The sequence below is a fragment of the Vogesella urethralis genome, assembly GCF_007644045.2.
Classification (GTDB): domain Bacteria; phylum Pseudomonadota; class Gammaproteobacteria; order Burkholderiales; family Chromobacteriaceae; genus Vogesella; species Vogesella urethralis.
This window is the reverse complement of record NZ_VMDW02000125.1, coordinates 1-19,347: the sequence shown is the minus strand read 5'-3', so window position 1 is coordinate 19,347 and position 19,347 is coordinate 1. Positions and strand designations below refer to the sequence as shown.

The following is a 19,347-nucleotide window of genomic DNA, read 5'->3' as shown; positions in this document are numbered from 1 at the left end:
ACTGTTTTATCGGGCAGGGCGTTACAGTTCGATATCGCCGCACAGCAGGCCAGCGGCTTCACGCGCCATTTCGCCTTCCTCGTCGGTGGCCATCACGTAGGCGTGCAGGCGGCTGCCCGCGGCGGTAATGCGGTAAGACTGCGCCAGGTTGGCCGCCAGATCGGCCTCGAAGCCCAGCCAAGCCAGTTGCTTGAGGATGCGGCTGCGGATTTCCGGCGAGCGCTCGCCAATGCCGGCGGTAAACACGATGGCGTCCAGCCCCTTCATGGCGGTGGCCAGCGACGCCACTTCACGCGCGGCACGGTAACAGAACAGCTCTACCGCTTCGCGTGCCTCGTCGCTGCGTGCCTGCAGCAGCTCGCGCATGTCGCTGGACAGCCCGCCGGACACGCCCAGCAGCCCGCATTGCTTGTACAGCTCCTGCCGCACCGCGGTCACGTCCATGCCCCCGTGTTCCATCCAGTACAACACCACTTCCGGGTCCAGCGTGCCGGGGCGGGTAGACATCATCAGCCCGTCCAGCGCCGAAAAGCCCATGCTGGAGGCCACGCTGTGGCCTGCCTGGATGGCGCAGGCGCTGGCGCCGCTGCCCAGATGCAGGACTACCACCTTGCTGTCGCCCAAGCCCAGTTCGGGCAGCCGGCGGGCGATGGACGCGTACGACAGCCCATGGAAGCCGTAACGGCGCAGGCCTTTGTCGTGCCAGTGGCGGGCAATGCCGAAGCGGGTGGCCACTACCGGCTGGCTGCAGTGGAAGGCGGTGTCGAAGCAGGCGATCTGTGTCAGGTGCGGGTCCAGCTTGGCAAAGGCGTGCATCACCGACAGGCTGACCGGCTGGTGCAGCGGCGCCAGCGGAATCAGCGCCGACAGCGCGTCCACCACCTCTGGCGTCATCACCACCGGGCTGCGGTAGTGCTGGCCGCCGTGCACCACGCGGTGGACCACCGCCTGCGGTAGCAGGTCGTGGTCGGCCAGCGTGTTCAGCACCGCGGCCACGTTTTCGTCACGGCCAGCGCTGTCAAGCGGCAGCTGGAAGCGCTTGCCGCCTTTGTCCAGTTCCAGCACCGCGTTGTCGCGGCCAAAGTGATCCACCATGCCGCGCGCCAGCAGCGTCTTGCCGTCGCTGCCGTAGGCGCGGAATTTCAGGGTGGCCGAGCCTGCATTGATGGCAATCAGTGCCTTGCCCATGCTGTCTCCTTGCATTATCTGCTGCCCGCCTGCTGGCGCCGGCTGGCGGCGTAAAGGTTGGCCACGGCTGCCGAGGCCAAGCGGCCGGCAGCGTCGTCAGCGCGGCTGGTCAGCACGATGGGCACCCGGGCGCCCATCACGATACCGGCGCTGGCGGCGGCGGCCAGATAGGTAAGCTGCTTGGCCAGCATGTTGCCGGATTCCAGATCCGGCACCAGCAGGATATCCGGTTCGCCGGCCACGTCCGATTCGATACCCTTAGTATCGGCTGCGGCGTGCGAAATGGCATTGTCGAATGCCAGCGGCCCGTCCAGCAGCGCACCCTTGATCTGCCCGCGGTCGGCCATCTTGCACAAGGCGGCCGCGTCCAGCGTAGAGCGGATCTTCGGATTGATGGTTTCCACCGCCGACAAAATGGCCACTTTGGGGCGAGCCAGGCCCAGTGCGTGGCACAGGTCGATGGCGTTCTGGCAGATGTCGCGCTTGGTGGCCAGGTCCGGTTCGATGTTGACGGCCGCGTCGGTAATGAACAGGTAGCGCGGGTAGCTTTCCACCTTCATCACGAACACATGGCTGATGCGGCGGTCGGTGCGGATGCCCTTGGCGCGGTCCAGCACCGCGCTCATGAATTCGTCGGTGTGCAGGCTGCCCTTCATCAGGCTGTCGGCAAAGCCTTCGCGTACCAGCTCCACCGCGCGCTCTGCGGCGGCGTGGCTGTGTTCCACGTCGATGGTCTCATAACGGCCCAGATCGATGTCCAGGCTGGCGGCCAGCTTGGTCAGCTTGGCGCGAGGGGCAATCAGGATCGGGGTGGCGATGCCGTGTTCGGCGGCCTCCACCGCACCTTGCAGGGCTTCCGGGCTGCACGGGTGGGCCACGGCCATCGGGCGCGGGCCGTTGCTGCGGGCTTGTTCGATAATGTCGGTAAATGCGTGATCGTCGCGGGTCATGGCTGCTGCTCCTGTACGGTGCCGCCAGGAAATGCCCCGTGCCGGCGGGCGGCTTGCCGGCACGGGCTGGGCTGGCCGTACTCAGGCCATGATATTGAAACCGCCATCCACGTAGGTCACTTCGCCGGTCAGCGCGCGGGCGGCGTCGGAGGCGAGGAAGGCGGCCGTATGGCCGATGTCCTCGATGCTGACCAGTCGGTTCTGTGGTGCGCGCTCGATGGCGTCGTCGATCAGCTTGTCGAAGTGGGCAATGCCGCTGGCGGCACGGGTTTTCAGCGGGCCGGGGGAGATGGTGTGCACGCGGATGCCCTTGCTGCCCAGCTCGTGGGCCATGTAGCGGGTGGTGCTTTCCAGCGCCGCTTTGACCGGGCCCATGATGTTGTAGTTTTCTACCACCTTGTCGGAGCCGTAGTAGCTCATGGTTAGCAGGGCGCCGCCGTTCACCATCAGCGGCTCGGCCAGGCGCGCCATCTCGATGAACGAGTAGCACGACACGCGCATCGCTTGCAGGAAGCCGTCTTTGGAGCAGTCGGTCACGCGGCCGTGCAGGTCGTCCATCGGGCAGAACGCGATGGAGTGCACCACGAAGTCCAGGCTGCCCCATTGCTCGCGGATGGCTTCGAATACCGCTTCCAGCTGGCCGTCCTGCTGCACGTCCAGCGGCAGGATCAGCCGCGCATCCAGCCCTTCGGCCAGCGGGCGCACGAATTTTTCGGCCTTGTCGTTGAGGTAGGTGATGGCAACGTCGGCGCCCAGGTCGTGCATGACCTTGGCGCAACCGTAGGCAATGCTGTGCTCGTTGGCCACGCCAACAATCAGGCCGCGTTTGCCGGCCAGCGGCAGGTGGGATGTGCTCATGGCAGCTCCTGTAATCAGGTAACAAAAGAAGGGGGCCAGCCCATGCTGCAGTGCGTGCATTGCAGCACCGTGAATCCGATTTTTGTATTGGCGTATCAGTCGGATATAATCACCCGTTTGTGCGGGTTCGGGCTTGCCCTAGTGTGGTTCTGGCCCCATTATCATGAGCCTGTTTATTGCGATGCGGTTTGATGCACTGCAATATTTGCCTGATTATGTCATCGTCGTTGTGGTTGGAGTGGTAAAACATGCCGATTTATGAATACCGTTGCGCCGCCTGTGGTGCGCAAAAGGAACATCTGCAGAAGATGAGCGATGATCCCATCGCCCAATGCCCGGCCTGTGGCAGCGAGCAGTACAGCAAGCAGCTGTCTGCCGCCGGCTTCCAGCTGAAAGGCAATGGCTGGTACGTCACCGACTTCAAGAACGGCAGCGGCCCGGCCTGTGGCAGTGGCGGCTGCGGTAGCGGCGGTTGCGCCTGAGGCCCTATGAAACACATCAAGATGACCCTGCGCGGCTACCTGGCTGCCGGTTTGCTGATCTGGCTGCCGGTGGCGGTGACGCTATGGGTTCTGAACCTGATCGTCGGCACGCTGGACCAGACCATCAACCTGCTGCCGCGTGCCTGGCGCCCGGAAAGCCTGTTCGGTTTCGACATTCCGGGCCTCGGCGTGGTGCTGGCGTTTGCCATCCTGCTGGCCACCGGCTTCATGGCGGCCAACGTGCTGGGCCAGAAGCTGCTGGACCTGTGGAACCTGGTACTCACCCGCACCCCGGTGGTCAGCACCATCTACAACAGCGTGAAGCAGGTGTCCGACACCTTGCTGTCCGACTCGGGCCAGGCATTCCGCCAGGCGCTGCTGGTGCGCTTTCCGCACCAGAACGCGTGGACCGTGGCGTTCCAGACCGGTACCCCGGCCGGCCAGCTCAAAACGCAGCTGGGCGACGAGGAGTACGTCAGCGTCTACGTACCGACCACGCCGAACCCCACATCGGGCTATTTCATCATCGTGCCCAAAAGCGATACCCGCGAGCTGGACATGAGCGTGGACGAGGCCCTGAAGTACGTGATTTCCATGGGGGTGGTGGCACCACCTGCCCCTGCCGACGTGCGCAAGCAGGTGGGTGACGAACGAAATTGACAGGGTTGGCCGCACGCGGCCAACCCGGTTTTGCGTCTACCTGTCAGGAAATCCCTCTACGAATTCAACACAAAGGCATTGCAATGCGTACCGATTATTGCGGACTTATCGACAAGAAATACCTCGGCCAGACCGTTACCGTCAAAGGCTGGGCTCACCGTCGTCGTGACCACGGCGGCGTGATCTTCATTGACCTGCGCGACCGTGAAGGTCTGGTGCAGGTAGTGATCGATCCGGACACCCCGGAAGCGTTCCAGACCGCCGATAGCGCCCGTAACGAATACGTGCTGTCCATCACCGGTATCGTGCGCGAGCGCCCGGCCGGCACCGCCAACAGCAAGATGATCTCCGGCGAGATCGAAATCCTGGCCAAGGACATCGAGATCCTGAACACCGCGGCTACCCCGCCGTTCCAGATCGACGACGAAAACCTGTCCGAGAACGTGCGCCTGACCAACCGTGTCATCGACCTGCGTCGCCCGGCCATGCAGAAAAACCTGCGCCTGCGTTACCGCGTGGCGATGGGCGTGCGTAACCACCTGGACAAGCAGGGCTTCATCGACATCGAAACCCCGATGCTGACCCGCTCCACCCCGGAAGGCGCCCGCGACTACCTGGTACCGTCCCGCGTGCATCCGGGCGAGTTCTTCGCGCTGCCGCAGTCGCCGCAGCTGTTCAAGCAGCTGCTGATGGTGGCCGGCTTCGACCGCTACTACCAGATCACCAAGTGCTTCCGTGACGAAGACCTGCGTGCCGACCGCCAGCCGGAATTCACCCAGATCGATATCGAGACCTCGTTCCTGAACGAGGACCAGATCATGGACATCACCGAAAACATGGCGCAGGAAATCTTCCGCGACGTGATGAACGTGGAGCTGGGCAAGTTCCCGCGCATGACCTACGGCGACGCCATGTTCTACTACGGCTCCGACAAGCCGGACCTGCGCGTCAGCCTGAAATTCACCGAACTGACCGACGTGATGAAGTCGGAAGAGTTCAAGGTATTCCGCGGTGCTGCCGACATGGCCAATGGCCGCGTGGTGGCCCTGCGCGTACCGAACGGTGCCACCCTGTCGCGTAAAGAGATCGACGACTACACCCAGTTCGTCGGCATCTACGGCGCCAAGGGTCTGGCCTACATCAAGGTCAACGACGTCACCAAGCTGAACGAAGAAGGCCTGCAGTCCCCGATCGTAAAGTTCCTGTCCGCTGCCGGCCTGCAAGCCATCATCGAGCGTACCGGTGCCCAGAACGGCGACATCATCTTCTTCGGCGCCGACAAGGCCAAAGTCGTGAACGAAGCCATCGGCGCGCTGCGTATCAAGATCGGTCACGAGCGTGGCGAGAAAGACGGCTACTTCGTGCGCGAATGGCGCCCGCTGTGGGTGGTGGACTTCCCGATGTTCGAACACGACGAAGAAGCCGACCGCTGGACCGCTTGTCACCATCCGTTCACCAGCCCGAAACCGGGCCATGAAGACCTGATGGACACCAACCCGGGCGCTTGCCTGGCCCGTGCCTACGACATGGTGCTGAACGGTTGGGAAATCGGTGGTGGTTCGGTGCGTATCCACCGCGCCGATGTACAGGAAAAAGTGTTCGCCGCGCTGAAGATCAGCCCGGAAGAGCAGCAGAACAAGTTCGGCTTCCTGCTGGACAACCTGAAGTTCGGCGCCCCGCCGCACGGTGGCCTGGCCTTCGGTCTGGACCGTCTGGTAACCCTGATGGCCGGCGCCGAGTCCATCCGCGACGTCATTGCCTTCCCGAAAACCCAGCGTGCGCAGTGTCTGCTGACCAACGCGCCGAACGCGGTAGACGAGAAGCAGCTGCGCGAACTGAACCTGCGCCTGCGCCAGAAGGCCGAGCCGACCGCCTAAGGTTGGCCGCACCTGGCATAGTCAACACAACGGGCCCCGTCGGGGCCCGTTTTTTATGTGTCTGGCGCTTGATAAAGCGTCATCCTGCCGTCATCTGGCATCGGTAGGCTGGATGATTGCCGACCGCTATCGCCCGGATTGGCATTTTCAATTTGAGCGTGGCTGGCGGCTGCTTTATAACCGCCGCAGCAGCCGGATCAACCGGACCAAATCACTGTTTTTCCCAAGGAGACTTTCATGGCCGTACTCGTAGGCAAACAAGCCCCGTTCTTTGCTGGTGAAAAAACCTTCTCCGCCGTGCTGGGCGATGGTCAGATCGTTGACAACTACTCCTTCCAGGAAGCCACTGCCGGCAAATACGCCGTAGTGTTCTTCTACCCGCTGGACTTCACCTTCGTGTGCCCGTCCGAACTGATCGCTTTCGATCACCGCCTGGCCGAGTTCAAGGCCCGCAACGTGGAAGTGATCGGCGTGTCCATCGACAGCCAGTTCACCCACGCCGCATGGCGCAACACCCCGGTAGAAAAAGGCGGTATCGGCCAAGTGGGCTACACCCTGGTTGCCGACATCCAGCACGAACTGTGCAAAGCCTTCGATGTAGAAGCTGACGGCGGCGTGGCCTTCCGTGGCTCCTTCCTGATCGACAAGGCCGGCGTGGTACAGCACCAGGTCGTGAACAACCTGCCGCTGGGCCGCAACGTGGACGAGATGATCCGCATGGTTGACGCCCTGCAGTTCACCGAAGAGCACGGCGAAGTGTGCCCGGCTGGCTGGAACAAAGGCAAAAAAGGCATGACCGCCAGCGCCGAAGGCGTAGCGGCTTACCTGGCCGAAAACGCCAAAGACCTGTAATCCCGTTCCGCCAGCCGTAAGGTTGGCCGCAGGATGTCAAAAGCCCCGCTTGCGCGGGGCTTTTGTGTTTTCAGGTGTCGGTCAGCGTGCCAGCAAGCGCTGCAGTGGCCGGTGCTGGATCAGCACGGTAAGGACGGCGATGCCGGCACAGGCCCACCACAGCATGGCGCCGCCGAAGTGGCCGTAAAACCAGGTGCCGGCAGCCGGTGCGTATAGCGTGCGCCCGCCCCAGCCAGCGCTGTAGATGCCCAGGTAGCGGCCGCGCTGGCGGCCTTCCGAGCACTGCATCGCCACGGTGGACCAGGTGGGCGACAGCAATACCTCGCCCAGCGTTAATACCACCATGGCCAGCATGGGCCAAACGATGTGGGTGCCCAGGTTCAGCAGCAGGTAGCTGCCGCCCAGCAACAGCACCGCCAGCTGCGAGCAGCGCACAATGCCCCAGCGGGTAATGCGCCGCGCCACCCACACCTGCAGGCCTACCACCATCAGGCCGTTGAGGGTGAACAGATAGCCGATCCACTGCGGGCCCAGCTGGTAGTGTTCGCGCAGGTACAGGCCCATGGTGCCGTACATCTGGTCGAATACCGCCACGATCAGCAGCAAGCCCAGCATGAAGCGCAAAAAGTCGGCGTCGCGCCACGGCGAGGCCAGCCCCTCGCTGTGCTGCATGCTAGCCACGTGCAGCGGTGCGCTACCGCCCAGGCGGCGATAGGCGGCCCACACCCATAGCCCGGCCAGCAGGCTGGCGCAACCCTGCGCCACGAATACCCATTGATAGCCGTAGGCCGCCAGCAAGCCGCCGGTAATGCCGGCCAGCGAGGTGCCCAGGTTGAACGACATGCGGTACAGCCCCTGCGCCGTGGGGCGCTGCGTCGGCGAGCACGGCTCCAGCACCAGCCGCATATTGCAGGGGCGGAAGCTGCCGTCGGCCAGCCCGCACGCCACCAGTAGCGGCACATAGACCCATATCGGCAGCGACAGCGCCAGGCTGAGGGTCAGCACGCCGCTGGCCAACAGCAGGGTACAGGCCAGGTGGCGGCTGTCGAAGCGGTCGGACAGCACGCCGCCCAGGTAGGAGCCGGCAAACATGCCCAGGCCGTAGCAGCTCATCAGCAGGCCGATCTGCGTGTACGGCAGCTGGTAGCGTTCCAGGAAGAACAGCGGCAGGAACAGCTTGGCAATGCCACCCATGGTGTTGATCAGGGTGGCGGCGATCTGGATGTAGACAGACGCGGGCAAGCCGCGGAAAGGGGACAGCAGTTTGCGCCCGAGGGTAGGGGCGATGGCGGCCAACATGACGGTTTCCTTGTGGGAGGGAGGTGAGCCGGCGTGAACGCCGGATGGGCAATGGCGCCCACCCCAGCGTAACGGTAACGTCATGAAGGTGGCAAAGTTTGGCCGAAAACGCTGCGTTCCGGGCAGAAAACAGCAGCCAGGGTCAGGATTTGGGTAGCAAGGGCAACAGCGCCGGCAGCACGTTGTCCAGCATCTGGGCTTGCGCGCTGGCAGCCGGGTGGATGCCGTCGGGCTGGAATTTGCCCAAATCACGCTCGAAACCCTTCACCAGCAACGGTACCAGCGCTGTCTTGCGTGCCGCCGCTACGTCGCGGAACACCGCCTGGAACTTGTTGCCGTACTCCGGGCCATAGTTCGGTGGCAACGCCATGCCCACCAGCAGCACGCGTGCTTTTTGCGATTGTGCCAGGCGCACCATCTGGTTCAGGTTATCCTGCATGGCGGGTAGTGGCAGACCGCGCAGGCCGTCGTTGCCGCCCAGCTCCAGCACCAGCACGTCCGGTTTATGTTGCTGCAGCACGCCCGGCAGGCGCGACAGGCCGCCGGCGGTGGTTTCCCCGCTCAGGCTGGCGTTGACGACCTGGAGTTTTGCCCCCAGTTTCTTTTGCAGCAAACTCACCCAGCCCTGCGCCGGGTTGAGACCGTAGGCGGCAGAAATGCTGTCGCCGAACACCACTACCTTGCCAGCCTGAGCCAGCGGTGCGGCCAACAGGCAGGCCAACAACAGACAGCGCTTGATCATCAACATGACATCCTCTTCGGTAAACAGCGCGATTCTGCGCGCCCAGGCCGTTACCCGGCAAGTGAACTACCACGGCCAGCAGCTGGCCATTCTGCACGATGCCAGCCTGGACGTGGCCGCCGGCGAGAGCGTGGCCATCGTCGGTGCCAGCGGTAGCGGCAAGTCAACCTTGCTGGCGATTCTGGCAGGCCTGGACGCGGCGAGTTCCGGCGAGGTGTGGCTGGCGGGCCAGCCGCTATCCGGCCTGGACGAAGACGGCCGCGCGCTGCTGCGCCGCGAGCAGGTGGGCTTTGTGTTCCAGAACTTCCAGCTGATGCCGCAGTTCACCGCGCTGGAAAACGTGATGCTGCCACTGGAGCTGGCCGGCCGCGCCGACGCCCGCTCTGCCGCCGCCGCCATGCTGCAGCGCGTGGGCCTGGGCCACCGGCTGGACCACTACCCGCGCCACCTGTCCGGCGGCGAGCAGCAACGCGTGGCGCTGGCGCGCGCCTTTGTGCTGCGCCCGGCGCTGCTGTTTGCCGACGAACCCACCGGCAACCTGGACCCGGCCACCGGCGAGCAGATCATCGAGCTGCTGTTCGAACTGAACGCCGAAGCCGGCACCGCGCTGGTGCTGGTCACCCACGACACGACGTTGGCCGCACGCTGCGCCGCCATCTACCGCCTTACCGCCGGCGTACTGGCCCGGAGCGCGGCATGAAGCGCTTATCGTGGCTGATGGGCTGGCGCCTGCTGCGGCGCGAGCTGAAATCCGGCGAGCTCACCGTGCTGGCGCTGGCCTTGCTGGTGGCGGTAGCGGCGATGAGCAGCGTGGCGTTTTTTGCCGACCGTATCGACAGTGCGCTCACCCGGCAAGCCAGCCAGCTGCTGGCGGCCGACCTGGTGGTGAACAGCCGTGCGCCGGCCGAGGCTGCCTGGCAGCAGCGCGCGCAAGCGCAGGGGCTGCGCCAGGTGCCTACCGCCACCTTTCCGTCGATGGTATTTGCCCGCGAACAAGCGGTGCTGGCCAACCTGAAAGCGGTCGCCAGCGGCTACCCGCTGCGCGGCGAGGTGCAGATCCGTACCCGTCAGGGCGTCAAGCAGGGCGTGTACAGCCCGGCGCCGGGCGAGCTGTGGGCCGACGCACGCCTGCTGCAAAAGATGGGCCTGCAGCTGGGTGACAGCGTGCGCCTGGGCAGCCGCAGCTTTGTGTTGGCCGCCGAAGTGCTGCGCGAGCCGGACGGCGCCGTGGACGTGTTCAATTTCATCCCCCGCGTGCTGTTGAACCACGCCGACCTGGCCGCCACCGGCCTGGTGCAGGACGGCAGCCGCATCCGCTACCGCCTGCTGCTGGCCGGTGACGCCGCGCAGGTCAAAAGCTACCGCGACTGGCTGGCGCCGCAGCTGAAGCCCGGCACGCGGCTGGAAGACATCGAAGAAGCCCGCCCCGAAGTGCGCAGCGCGCTGGAGCGGGCACGGCGCTTTCTCGGCCTGACCGCCATCCTGTCGGTCACGCTGTCGGCAGCGGCGGTGGCACTGGCGGTACGCCGCTATCTGGCGCGGCACTGGCAGAGCGTGGCGGTGCTGCGTGCGCTGGGGCAAACCGCGCCCGAGGTGGCCACGGTGTGGGGCAGCCTGTTCCTGTGGCTGGGCCTGCTGGCCGGCGTGCTGGGCGCGCTGGCCGGTTACGGCGTACAGGCGCTGCTGGTGTATCTGGCCAGGCAATGGCTGGGCGACGGTTTACCGCCGCCGGGCTGGCTGGCGTGGCTGACCGGGCCGCTGTCGGCGCTGATATTGCTGGCCGGCTTTGCCTTGCCCCCGCTGCTGGCGCTGCGCCGCGTGCCCGCCATGGCGGTACTGCGCGCCGACGTGCCGGCCGGCAGCCGTTCGCTGCTGGCGCCGCTGCTGGCGCTGGTGGCCTTGCTGGGCCTTGCCGCCTGGCAGATTGGCGACGGCCCGTTGGCGTTGTGGCTGCTATCCGGCCTGGGCGGTTTCCTGGCCGCTGTGGGCTTGCTGGCGTGGGGCATTGTGCTGCTGCTGCGCCGCGTGCCGCTGTCCGGCGCGGTGGGCTGGCGCCACGGTGCGGCCAACCTGGCGCGCCGGCCGTGGCTGGCGGTGATCCAGATCGCCGCCTTGTCGGTCAGCTTGCTGGCGCTGTTGACGCTGACCGTGGTGCGCGACGACCTGATCGGCGCCTGGCAGCGCTCGCTGCCGCCGGACGCACCCGATAGCTTCTTGATCAACCTGCAGCCGCCGCAGCGCGCCGAGCTGACGCAAGCCTTTGCCAAGGTTGGCCGCAGCGCGCCCGAGGCGCTGCCGATGACGCGTGCGCGCCTGCTGGCGGTCAACGGCAAGCCGGTCAAAGCCGCCGATTACACCGACGAGCGCGCGCAGCGGCTGGTGGAACGCGAGTTCAACCTGTCGTGGCGCGACGCGGCCAACCCGCGTAACCAGATCGTGGCCGGGCAGTGGTGGCCGCTTGGCAGCAACACGCCGCAATTCTCTGTGGAAGAAGGTCTGGCAGAAACCTTGCGCCTGAAGCAGGGCGATACGCTGACGTTCGACATCGCTGGCACCACTTGGCAGGCGCCGGTCACCAGCCTGCGCAAGGTGGCGTGGGACAGCTTCCAGCCCAATTTCTTCGTGATTGCTCCCGCCGGCTGGATGGGCGATCAGGCCGCCAGCTACATTGCCAGTTACCGCGCGCCGGACGCCGGCTTCAATAACCGGCTGGTGGCGGCGCTGCCCAATGTGACGGTGGTGGATATCAGCGCCATCGTGCGCGAGGTACGCGCCGTCATCGACCGCCTGGCGCTGGCCATCGAAGCCATGTTCGCGTTAACGTTGGCCGCAGGGGTGTTAGTGCTGTGGGCGGCGATGGCGGCCACCCGCGACGAGCGCCTGTACGATGTAGCGCTGCTGCGGGCGCTGGGTGCTTCGCGCCGCCAGGTGCGCAGCGTGCTGCTGGCCGAGCTGGCGTGGCTGGGGGGCGTGGCCGGGCTGATGGCCGGCGGCGGCGCCATGGCATTGGGCGCGCTGGTGGCAGTGCAGCTGTTCAACCTGCCGTTGGCGCTAAACCTGTGGCTGCTGCCGCTGGGCATGCTGGCCGGCGGCAGCGTGGTGGCGCTGGCGGCGTGGCCGCTGTTGCGCCGGGTGACGCACACGCCGCCCAGCGAAGTGCTGCGCGCAAACTAGGAAGCGATATGGATGCACAGGTACTGGCGGCCATGGACAAATGGCCGAATGTGCCGGCCGTGTACGGCTGGCTGCGGCTGGATGCCCGCGGGCAATGGTGGCTGCGCGACAGTTTGCTGAAACAGCCGGCGATGGTGGATTTCTTCCGCCGCAACTACGCCCGCGACGGCGAGGGCCGCTACTACGTGCAGAACGGGCCACAAAAGGTATTCGTGGCACTGGAGGCGGCGCCGTATGTAGCGCGTCGCCACGGCGAGGCTTGGGCGCTGATGCCGGACATGGCGGCCGACGTGGCGCGGTTGGCGTGGCTGGACGAAGAAGGCCGCCTGTTCGTAGAGCTGGGCGGCGAGCTGGCCATCGTGGACGACCGCGACCTGCTGGCGCTGTGCGAGCTGATCTCCCGCCCCGACGGCCGCCAGCCGGCCGACGCCGACTGGCAGGCCTGGGAGCAGGGTACGCAGACGCTGCAGCTGATGTTGCCCGAGGGCGGTATCCCGTTGCGGCGCAGCGCTTTTGCCGAACTGGAAGCCGCCTACCATCTGGTACGGGCGCCACAGCCCTGATGGCTGCATGGTATGATCTGCCGGTTTTGGCAGATGCCAGCTGATAGCTTTTTTTCTACCGATGATACGACCCGCCCTTAGGCTATTTTCCCTGTTGGCCGCACTGTTTGCGCTGTGGCTGGCCTGGGTGATCGTGGTGCCTGTCACCCCCGATCGCCAGCCCTACACCGTCACTGTTGGCCTCAACCGCACCATGACCCAACTGGCACGTACGCTGGAAGACGACGGCGCGGTGCGTAACCGCTACGTGATGGTGGCGCTGTCGCGCGTAATGGGTGTGGATCGCAAGCTCAAGCCCGGCCTGTACCAGTTTGGTGGCGCCACTGCGATGTGGCAGTACCTGAACCGCTTTGCCGACGGCCACCCGGACCAGTCCAGCGTGACCATCATCGAAGGCTGGCGTTTTGCCCAGTTCCGCGCCGCACTGCGCAAGGAAGACGACCTGCGCCAGGATACCGCCGGCTGGAGCGATGCCCGCCTGCTGGCCGAGCTGGGCGTACCCGGCGACAACGCCGAAGGCCTGTTCTTCCCCAGCACCTATTTCTACACCCCCGGCAGCAGCGACCTCGACGTGTACCGCCGTGCCTACCAGAGCATGCAGCAACAGCTGCAAACGGTGTGGGAAGCCCGCGCGGCCGACCTGCCGTATAGCTCGCCCTACGAGCTGTTGATCATGGCCAGCCTGGTGGAAAAAGAAACCGCGCACGAAGAAGACCGCCCGATGGTAGCCAGCGTGTTCGTGAACCGCCTGAAGATCGGCATGCGGCTGCAGACCGACCCGTCCGTCATCTACGGCATGGGTGCCCGCTACCGTGGCAACATCGCCAAGGCCGACCTGCGCCGCGATACGCCGTACAACACCTATACCCGCGCCGGCCTGACGCCGACGCCCATCGCCCTGCCGGGCCGCGCGGCGCTGGACGCTGCGGCCAACCCTGCCCAGAGCCGCGCGCTGTACTTCGTGGCCAAGGGCGACGGCAGCGGTACGTCCCAGTTTTCCGAGACGCTGGACGAGCACAATGCCGCCGTCCGCGACTACATCCTGAAGAAAGGCAAGTAATGTCCAAGGCGCGCTTCATCACGCTGGAAGGTCTGGATGGTGCCGGCAAGAGCACCCACCTGGCCTTCATCCGCCGCTACCTGGAACAGGCCGGCATCGACACCGTGTTCACCCGCGAGCCGGGCGGCACGCCGCTGGGCGAAAAGCTGCGCGAGATCCTGCTGGACATCGACACCGAAGCCACGCTGGATACCGAAACCCTGCTGATGTTCGCCAGCCGCCAGGAGCTGGTGTCGTCGCTGATCCGCCCCAGCCTGGCCGCCGGCCGCTGGGTAGTGAGCGACCGCTTTACCGACGCCACCTTCGCCTACCAGGGCGGCGGCCGCGGCGTGCCGGCCGAGCGCATTGCCATCCTCGAACACTGGGTGCAGCAAGGCCTGCAGCCCGACCTCACCATCCTGCTGGACGTGCCGCTGGAAGTGTCGCAAGCGCGCCTGTCGCAAAGCCGCCTGCCGGACCGCTTCGAGCGCGAGCGCGAAGACTTTCACCAGCGCGTGCGCCAGATGTACCTAGCGCGGGCACAGGCCAACCCGGGCCGCTTCGTGGTGATCGACGCCCGCGGCGATATTGACGCCATCCAGCAAGACATCGCCGCCGCGCTGGCGCGGCTGCAGGAGGCCTGATGCGCTACCCGTGGCAGCACGACGACTGGCAACGCCTGGCCACCGCCTTCAGCCGCCTGCCCAACGCCTGGCTGTTTACCGGCCCGGCCGGCATCGGCAAGAGCGAGTTTGCCCACCAGGTGGCGCAGGCGCTGCTGTGCGAGGCGCCCGGCGCCGACCACCGTGCCTGCGGTCAGTGCCAGGCCTGCCACTGGTTTGCCGCCGGCAACCACCCCGACTACCGCCTGCTGGCGCCGGCCAGCGACGACGAAGACGACGACGCCAAAGCCGGCAAGCGCAAGCTGCCGGTGATCAAGATCGACGGCGTGCGCGCCGTGATCGAGTTTGCCCATTTGAGCTCGCACCGCGGCGGCCGCCGCGTGGTGGTGGTGGAACCGGCCGAAAGCCTGAATCCGGCTGCGGCCAACGCCTTGCTGAAAGTGCTGGAAGAGCCGCCGCCGGAAGTGGTGTTCCTGCTGGTGAGCGACGCGCCGCAACGCTTGCTGCCCACCATCAAGAGCCGCTGTCGCCAGTTTCCGCTTACCGCGCCGCAGCCCGACGTGGCCCTGGCCTGGCTGCAGCAGCGCGGCGTGGTGCACGCCGAGGCCGAGCTGGCCTTTCATGGCGGCATGCCCATCTTTGAACACGACGACGAGCTGGCCACGCTGCGCCGCGACTTCGTACAGGCGCTGACGCAGCCGGCGCTGGCCAGCCTGCTGGCCGCCGTGGAAAAGCTGGACCGCCACAAACTGCCGCTGGCGCTGCCGTTGCAGTGGCTGGGCAAGTGGCTGCACGACCTGGCCAGTTTGAAGCTGGCCGGCAGCCTTCGCTATTATCCAGCCATGCACGACGCGCAGCAGCGCCTGCTGCCGCGGCTGGACGTACACAAACTGATGGCGTGCCAGCGCGAACTGAACGCGCTGGTACCCTTTGGCCAGCACACGCTGGTAACGCGCCTGCAACTGGAAGCGCTGCTGATGCACTATATCCGCGCCTTCAGCAACAAACCGGCCTGAACCCGACACGGAACCTGCCATGGATAACGCCGCCACCAACAAGAACGATGCCGCCCGCCCGGGCGTGCTGTCGCTGTCGATCAAGGAACGCAGCGCCCTGTACGCCGCCTACATGCCGTTTCTGCGCAACGGCGGCATCTTTGTGCCCACCGCCCGCGATTACAGCCTGGGCGACGAGGTGTTCCTGCTGCTGACGCTGCTGGACGACCCGCAAAAAGTGGCGGTGCAGGGCAAGGTAGCGTGGATTACGCCGGCGGGCGCCAACAACAACCGTAACCAGGGCGTGGGCATCGAGTTTGCCACCGGCGACGCCGGCAAGCAGGCGCGCGACCGCATCGAAACCCTGCTCGGTGGCGCGCTGAATTCCACTCGCCCCACCCACACCATGTAACACCGGGCCGCCTGCGCCGCGCTGTGCGGCCAACGCGGGCGGCCACAAGATTGGAACACCATGCTGGTCGATTCACACTGCCACATCAATTTTCCCGACCTGGCGGCGCGCATGCCCGAGGTGCTGGCCAATATGGCCGCCAACGGCGTGAGCCACGCCATGGTCATCGGCGTCAGCCGCCCCAAGTACCCGGAAGTGATCGGCCTGGCCGAAGCGCACGCCAACCTGTTTGCCACCGTCGGCATCCACCCGGATGACCCGGACGCCGAAGAATTCAGCGAAGACGAGCTGGTGGCGCACGCTGCCCACCCCAAGGTGGTAGGCATCGGCGAAACCGGCCTCGACTACCACTGGTGCGAGGGCGACCTGGCCTGGCAGCACGCGCGCTTTGCCACCCACATCCGCGCCGCGCGCCGCGTGGGCCTGCCACTGGTAGTGCACACCCGCAGCTCGGCCGACGACACCGTACGCCTGATGCGCGAACACGGCGCCGACAGCGTGGGCGGCGTAATGCACTGCTTCACCGAAAACTGGGACATCGCCCGCGCCGCGCTGGACCTGGGCTTTTACATCTCGCTGTCCGGCATCGTTACCTTCAAGAACGCCGCCATCGTGAAAGAGGTGGCGCAAAAGGTACCGCTGGACCGCCTGCTGGTGGAAACCGACTCACCCTACCTGGCGCCGGTGCCGTACCGCGGCAAGACCAACGAGCCGGCTTACGTCAAGCACGTGGCCGAGCACATTGCCGAGCTGCGCGGCCTGCGCTTCGAGCAGGTGGCCGAGGCCACCACCGACAACTACTTCCGCCTGTTTGCCAAGGCGCAGCGCACCGGCGCATAAGGGGGCCGCATGACGCAGCTGACGTGGACAGTGCTGGGCTGCGGCTCCAGCGGCGGCGCCCCCGCCATCGGCTGCAGCTGCCCCACGTGTACGTCTACCGACCCGCGCAACACCCGCACCCGCTGCAGCGCCTACGTGCGCATCGGCGACACCGGCGTGCTGATCGACACCGGGCCGGACCTGCGCCAGCAGGCGCTGCGCGAAGGCATCACCCGCGTCGATGCGGTGCTGTACACCCACCCGCACGCCGACCACCTGAACGGCATCGACGACCTGCGCGCCTTCTGCTACGTGAAAAAAGGGCCGATCACGCTGTACGGCAACGACTTCACGCTGGACAACATCCGCAGCCGCTTCGATTACGCGCTGGCGCCGCCGTCGCCGGTGTGGGACAAGCCGGTGCTGAACACCGAGTTAGTGCGCGGGCCGTTTGAGCTGGCCGGCGTCACCGTTACGCCGATTCCGCTGCAGCACGGCCCCAGCTGGCCGTGCCTGGGCTGGCGCATCGGCAACACCGCGTGGCTGACCGACCTGTCCACCATCCCCGACAGCAGCCTGCCGCTGCTGCAAGGCCTGGACACGCTGTTTCTGGACTGCCTGCGGCCGGAACCCTACCCGTCGCACCTGCACGTGGCCGCCGCGCTTGACTGGGCGCAAAGGTTGGCCGCAAAACAGACCTGGCTCATCCACATGACGCACCAGCTGGCATACCATGCGCTGCAAGCGCAGTGTCCGTCCGGCGTCAACGTGGCGTGGGATGGCCTGCAGGTGGCCGGCTAGACCCGCCGCGGCCAACCTTAACCCGAACCGAAAGCAAAAATGGAAACCCTGATTACCCTGTTTGTCGCCGTTGTCGGCCTGATCTTCGCCGGTAGCGTGGCCGTGTTCTACCTGGGCTGCCTGGGCGTCACCATGGCCGCCCTCAACAACGGCCGCATCGTATGGGGCAGCCTCACCTTCTTCATCCCGCCGCTGTCGCTGCTGTTTGCGCTGAAAAATCGCCAGATGGTGGGCTGGGCCTACGGCTTCATTACAAAAGGCGGCGCCATGACCGCGCTGCTGCTGGGCCTGGGCTGGGCCAGCCTGCACCTGATGCCGATGCCGCAGCACAATACCGGCCAGCTAATGGAGCGCCTGCTGCCGAAGCCGGCCGACCAGGCCAGCGCCCCGGCACAAGTCGGCCCGCTGCAGCAGTAAGCGGTTACACCGCGTTCAATACACAAAAAGCCGCCCGCAAAAACGGGCGGCTTTTTCATATGTACCGCTATCAGCCCATTCGCTAGCTGTGGTAACAAGAGCAAAACCGACAATTTAAAAATTATCGAACATTTTAGCTATATGGCATTGATGCTGGGTGACTTGGACAATCCAGAAGTCATACCTTATTCATGTGTGCATCATGCCCGTCAATACCGATGCTGGCGTTACAACAGATAGCAGCACTCCCTGCCCAGCTATCGATACTTCAGCTGCCCTCTGGCTACTGGCCAGCGTGGCGCAGCTGTATCAGCGCCCCTTTGATGCCACGCTGATCCTGGCGCGTTACCCGCCGCCATTTGATTACCCCACGCTGATTGAGGCCTTGGCCTTGCTGGGTATCCAGGCGGGCTTGCAACCATGGCCGGAAAAAAATCAGACCTTACCCCTGCCTGCCGTGGCTTTTCTGGCGCAGGCTCTCGCATCCGCATTGTCCGGCGCGGATCTGCAAGAAGCCCCAGGTCAGCCTGTGCTGATGCCGGTGCTGCTGGTGCAATACGAAGCGGCTCCGCATGGTGTCCAGGTCGGCTGGGTCAAGCCTGGCGAGCAGCAGGTAGAACAGCTGGCGCTACAGGATGCCAAGGCTATCAGCCAGAGCCAGCTGTTACTGCTGGTACAGGCAGAGCCTGCCGTAGCAGATGATGGCGAGCAGCCGGCAGCCAAACCGTTCGGTTTTGCCTGGTTCATCCCCGAGTTGCTACGCCACCGTGCCATCTGGCGCGATATTTTGCTGGCCAGCCTGGCCATTCAGCTTGTCGGTCTGGCCACGCCCCTGTTTACCCAGGTCATTATCGATAAGGTGATCGCCCACCAGTCGCAAAGCACCCTGCAGGTGTTGGGCGTTGCATTGGTGGTATTCATGCTGTTTACCAGTGGCATGAGCTGGCTGCGGCAGTATCTGGTACTGCATACCGGCAGCCGTATCGACGCGGTGCTGGGCGACAAGGTCATGCAGCACTTGCTGCACCTGCCGCTGGGGTATTTTGAAGCACGCCCCACCGGTACGTTGGTAGCCCGCTTGCACGGGGTAGAACAGTTGCGTGAGTTCATCTCTGGCGCTGCCGTCAGCTTGGTACTGGACTTGCCCTTTTTGCTGATTTTCCTGGCGGTCATGTTTGCCTATAGCTGGCAGCTCACCCTGATTGCACTGGGCATACTGTTGCTGGTGGTACTGGCAAGCGTATTGATGGTGCCGGTGTTCCGCCAGCGGCTGGACCAGCAGTTTCTGCTGGGCGCGCGCAACCAGGCGTTTCTTACCGAATACCTGGCAGGCATGGCCACGGTCAAGTCGCTGCAGATGGAGCCAGATGTGGGCAAGCGCTATGGCAGCTATCTGGCCCAGTATCTGGCCGCTGGCTTTGCTACCAAGCAGGTAGGCAATACCTATAGCGTGGTCGCCGGTGCGTTGGAGCAGGTTATGACGCTGGCCATCCTGATTGTGGGTGCCTGGCTGGTCATGCAAAGTGAATCGCCCCAGCTTCTCTAGACACTCTTGAGCCGTTGGAAATACTGCTTCTCGTACTCTACCGGTGACAG

Annotated in this window: 20 protein-coding genes; 15 read left to right on the top strand and 5 right to left on the bottom strand. The window is 65.1% G+C overall.

Annotated features, from left to right (window positions below):
* Nucleotides 1-21: 21 nt before the first annotated feature.
* Genes FLQ03_RS15725 through fabI form a run of 3 tightly spaced genes read right to left on the bottom strand, consistent with a single transcriptional unit; the run spans nt 22 to nt 2,996 of the window.
* Nucleotides 22-1,188: an acetate/propionate family kinase gene (locus FLQ03_RS15725; protein ID WP_144373129.1), complete on the bottom strand. Its 1,167-nt coding sequence runs from the start codon at nt 1,186-1,188 to the stop codon at nt 22-24.
* Between the two features lie 14 nt (nt 1,189-1,202).
* Entirely contained in the window at nt 1,203-2,201 is a 999-nt protein-coding gene (locus FLQ03_RS15720; RefSeq protein WP_276607781.1) for a bifunctional enoyl-CoA hydratase/phosphate acetyltransferase, read from the bottom strand.
* A gap of 18 nt (nt 2,202-2,219) precedes the next feature.
* Nucleotides 2,220-2,996: an enoyl-ACP reductase FabI gene (gene fabI, locus FLQ03_RS15715; protein WP_144373127.1), complete on the bottom strand. Its 777-nt coding sequence runs from the start codon at nt 2,994-2,996 to the stop codon at nt 2,220-2,222.
* A gap of 248 nt (nt 2,997-3,244) precedes the next feature.
* Here fabI and FLQ03_RS15710 point away from each other — a divergent pair, with 248 nt between their 5' ends.
* The 4 genes from FLQ03_RS15710 to FLQ03_RS15695 all read left to right on the top strand — a co-directional run bounded on the left by FLQ03_RS15710 (nt 3,245) and on the right by FLQ03_RS15695 (nt 6,867).
* Nucleotides 3,245-3,478 (top strand): FmdB family zinc ribbon protein, encoded by a 234-nt coding sequence (locus FLQ03_RS15710; RefSeq protein ID WP_144373126.1) that lies wholly within the window; start codon nt 3,245-3,247, stop codon nt 3,476-3,478.
* A gap of 6 nt (nt 3,479-3,484) precedes the next feature.
* Nucleotides 3,485-4,138 carry a DUF502 domain-containing protein gene (locus FLQ03_RS15705; RefSeq protein ID WP_144373125.1) on the top strand — a complete coding sequence of 218 codons (654 nt, stop codon included), beginning with the start codon at nt 3,485-3,487 and terminating at the stop codon, nt 4,136-4,138.
* An 83-nt stretch (nt 4,139-4,221) separates the two neighbouring features.
* The gene (aspS, locus tag FLQ03_RS15700) at nt 4,222-6,015 is read left to right on the top strand and encodes an aspartate--tRNA ligase (RefSeq protein ID WP_144373124.1); all 1,794 of its coding nucleotides are present in this window, start codon (nt 4,222-4,224) and stop codon (nt 6,013-6,015) included.
* Between the two features lie 237 nt (nt 6,016-6,252).
* Nucleotides 6,253-6,867 carry a peroxiredoxin gene (locus FLQ03_RS15695; RefSeq protein WP_144373123.1) on the top strand — a complete coding sequence of 205 codons (615 nt, stop codon included), beginning with the start codon at nt 6,253-6,255 and terminating at the stop codon, nt 6,865-6,867.
* Between the two features lie 81 nt (nt 6,868-6,948).
* Here FLQ03_RS15695 and FLQ03_RS15690 read toward each other — a convergent pair whose 3' ends face one another.
* Nucleotides 6,949-8,166: an MFS transporter gene (locus FLQ03_RS15690; RefSeq protein ID WP_144373122.1), complete on the bottom strand. Its 1,218-nt coding sequence runs from the start codon at nt 8,164-8,166 to the stop codon at nt 6,949-6,951.
* 142 nt (nt 8,167-8,308) lie between these two features.
* Complete coding sequence (locus FLQ03_RS15685; RefSeq protein WP_144373121.1) at nt 8,309-8,914, bottom strand: arylesterase; 606 nt, start codon at nt 8,912-8,914, stop codon at nt 8,309-8,311.
* Between FLQ03_RS15685 and FLQ03_RS15680 the strand changes: the two genes are divergently transcribed.
* From FLQ03_RS15680 to FLQ03_RS15630, 11 genes are all read left to right on the top strand, one after another.
* Nucleotides 8,913-9,608 (top strand): ABC transporter ATP-binding protein, encoded by a 696-nt coding sequence (locus FLQ03_RS15680; protein WP_144373120.1) that lies wholly within the window; start codon nt 8,913-8,915, stop codon nt 9,606-9,608. The genes FLQ03_RS15685 and FLQ03_RS15680 overlap by 2 nt on opposite strands.
* Nucleotides 9,605-12,082, top strand: a complete 2,478-nt coding sequence (locus tag FLQ03_RS15675; protein ID WP_170252450.1) for an ABC transporter permease — start codon at nt 9,605-9,607, stop codon at nt 12,080-12,082. The genes FLQ03_RS15680 and FLQ03_RS15675 overlap by 4 nt, the downstream gene beginning before the upstream one ends.
* Before the next feature lie 8 nt (nt 12,083-12,090).
* On the top strand, nt 12,091-12,645 hold the full coding sequence (locus FLQ03_RS15670; RefSeq protein WP_144373119.1) for a DUF2946 family protein: 555 nt from the start codon (nt 12,091-12,093) through the stop codon (nt 12,643-12,645).
* A gap of 61 nt (nt 12,646-12,706) precedes the next feature.
* Nucleotides 12,707-13,705 (top strand): endolytic transglycosylase MltG, encoded by a 999-nt coding sequence (mltG, locus tag FLQ03_RS15665; RefSeq protein ID WP_144373118.1) that lies wholly within the window; start codon nt 12,707-12,709, stop codon nt 13,703-13,705.
* The gene (gene tmk, locus FLQ03_RS15660) at nt 13,705-14,328 is read left to right on the top strand and encodes a dTMP kinase (RefSeq protein ID WP_144373117.1); all 624 of its coding nucleotides are present in this window, start codon (nt 13,705-13,707) and stop codon (nt 14,326-14,328) included. The genes mltG and tmk overlap by 1 nt, the downstream gene beginning before the upstream one ends.
* Nucleotides 14,328-15,323 (top strand): DNA polymerase III subunit delta', encoded by a 996-nt coding sequence (gene holB / locus FLQ03_RS15655; RefSeq protein ID WP_144373116.1) that lies wholly within the window; start codon nt 14,328-14,330, stop codon nt 15,321-15,323. Before tmk ends, holB begins: the two co-directional genes overlap by 1 nt.
* A gap of 19 nt (nt 15,324-15,342) precedes the next feature.
* Nucleotides 15,343-15,714 carry a PilZ domain-containing protein gene (locus tag FLQ03_RS15650; RefSeq protein WP_144373115.1) on the top strand — a complete coding sequence of 124 codons (372 nt, stop codon included), beginning with the start codon at nt 15,343-15,345 and terminating at the stop codon, nt 15,712-15,714.
* Nucleotides 15,715-15,774: 60 nt separating this feature from the next.
* Nucleotides 15,775-16,554, top strand: a complete 780-nt coding sequence (locus FLQ03_RS15645; protein ID WP_144373114.1) for a TatD family hydrolase — start codon at nt 15,775-15,777, stop codon at nt 16,552-16,554.
* Between the two features lie 9 nt (nt 16,555-16,563).
* Nucleotides 16,564-17,334 carry an MBL fold metallo-hydrolase gene (locus FLQ03_RS15640; protein WP_144373113.1) on the top strand — a complete coding sequence of 257 codons (771 nt, stop codon included), beginning with the start codon at nt 16,564-16,566 and terminating at the stop codon, nt 17,332-17,334.
* 39 nt (nt 17,335-17,373) lie between these two features.
* Nucleotides 17,374-17,751, top strand: coding sequence for a hypothetical protein (locus FLQ03_RS15635; RefSeq protein ID WP_144373112.1), 378 nt, complete (start codon nt 17,374-17,376; stop codon nt 17,749-17,751).
* 202 nt (nt 17,752-17,953) lie between these two features.
* Entirely contained in the window at nt 17,954-19,297 is a 1,344-nt protein-coding gene (locus tag FLQ03_RS15630; protein ID WP_144373111.1) for an ABC transporter transmembrane domain-containing protein, read from the top strand.
* The last annotated feature ends 50 nt before the right edge of the window (nt 19,298-19,347 follow it).

Bases quoted from the DNA above. Each gene is read 5' to 3' on its own strand.
- FLQ03_RS15725 (WP_144373129.1), bottom strand. From the start codon at position 1,188: ATGGGCAAGGCACTGATTGCCATCAATGCAGGCTCGGCCACCCTGAAA.
- fabI (WP_144373127.1), bottom strand. From the start codon at position 2,996: ATGAGCACATCCCACCTGCCGCTGGCCGGCAAACGCGGCCTGATTGTT.
- FLQ03_RS15710 (WP_144373126.1), top strand. From the start codon at position 3,245: ATGCCGATTTATGAATACCGTTGCGCCGCCTGTGGTGCGCAAAAGGAA.
- FLQ03_RS15705 (WP_144373125.1), top strand. From the start codon at position 3,485: ATGAAACACATCAAGATGACCCTGCGCGGCTACCTGGCTGCCGGTTTG.
- aspS (WP_144373124.1), top strand. From the start codon at position 4,222: ATGCGTACCGATTATTGCGGACTTATCGACAAGAAATACCTCGGCCAG.
- FLQ03_RS15695 (WP_144373123.1), top strand. From the start codon at position 6,253: ATGGCCGTACTCGTAGGCAAACAAGCCCCGTTCTTTGCTGGTGAAAAA.
- FLQ03_RS15690 (WP_144373122.1), bottom strand. From the start codon at position 8,166: ATGTTGGCCGCCATCGCCCCTACCCTCGGGCGCAAACTGCTGTCCCCT.
- FLQ03_RS15680 (WP_144373120.1), top strand. From the start codon at position 8,913: ATGACATCCTCTTCGGTAAACAGCGCGATTCTGCGCGCCCAGGCCGTT.
- FLQ03_RS15685 (WP_144373121.1), bottom strand. From the start codon at position 8,914: ATGTTGATGATCAAGCGCTGTCTGTTGTTGGCCTGCCTGTTGGCCGCA.
- FLQ03_RS15675 (WP_170252450.1), top strand. From the start codon at position 9,605: ATGAAGCGCTTATCGTGGCTGATGGGCTGGCGCCTGCTGCGGCGCGAG.
- FLQ03_RS15670 (WP_144373119.1), top strand. From the start codon at position 12,091: ATGGATGCACAGGTACTGGCGGCCATGGACAAATGGCCGAATGTGCCG.
- mltG (WP_144373118.1), top strand. From the start codon at position 12,707: ATGATACGACCCGCCCTTAGGCTATTTTCCCTGTTGGCCGCACTGTTT.
- tmk (WP_144373117.1), top strand. From the start codon at position 13,705: ATGTCCAAGGCGCGCTTCATCACGCTGGAAGGTCTGGATGGTGCCGGC.
- holB (WP_144373116.1), top strand. From the start codon at position 14,328: ATGCGCTACCCGTGGCAGCACGACGACTGGCAACGCCTGGCCACCGCC.
- FLQ03_RS15650 (WP_144373115.1), top strand. From the start codon at position 15,343: ATGGATAACGCCGCCACCAACAAGAACGATGCCGCCCGCCCGGGCGTG.
- FLQ03_RS15645 (WP_144373114.1), top strand. From the start codon at position 15,775: ATGCTGGTCGATTCACACTGCCACATCAATTTTCCCGACCTGGCGGCG.
- FLQ03_RS15640 (WP_144373113.1), top strand. From the start codon at position 16,564: ATGACGCAGCTGACGTGGACAGTGCTGGGCTGCGGCTCCAGCGGCGGC.
- FLQ03_RS15635 (WP_144373112.1), top strand. From the start codon at position 17,374: ATGGAAACCCTGATTACCCTGTTTGTCGCCGTTGTCGGCCTGATCTTC.
- FLQ03_RS15630 (WP_144373111.1), top strand. From the start codon at position 17,954: ATGCCCGTCAATACCGATGCTGGCGTTACAACAGATAGCAGCACTCCC.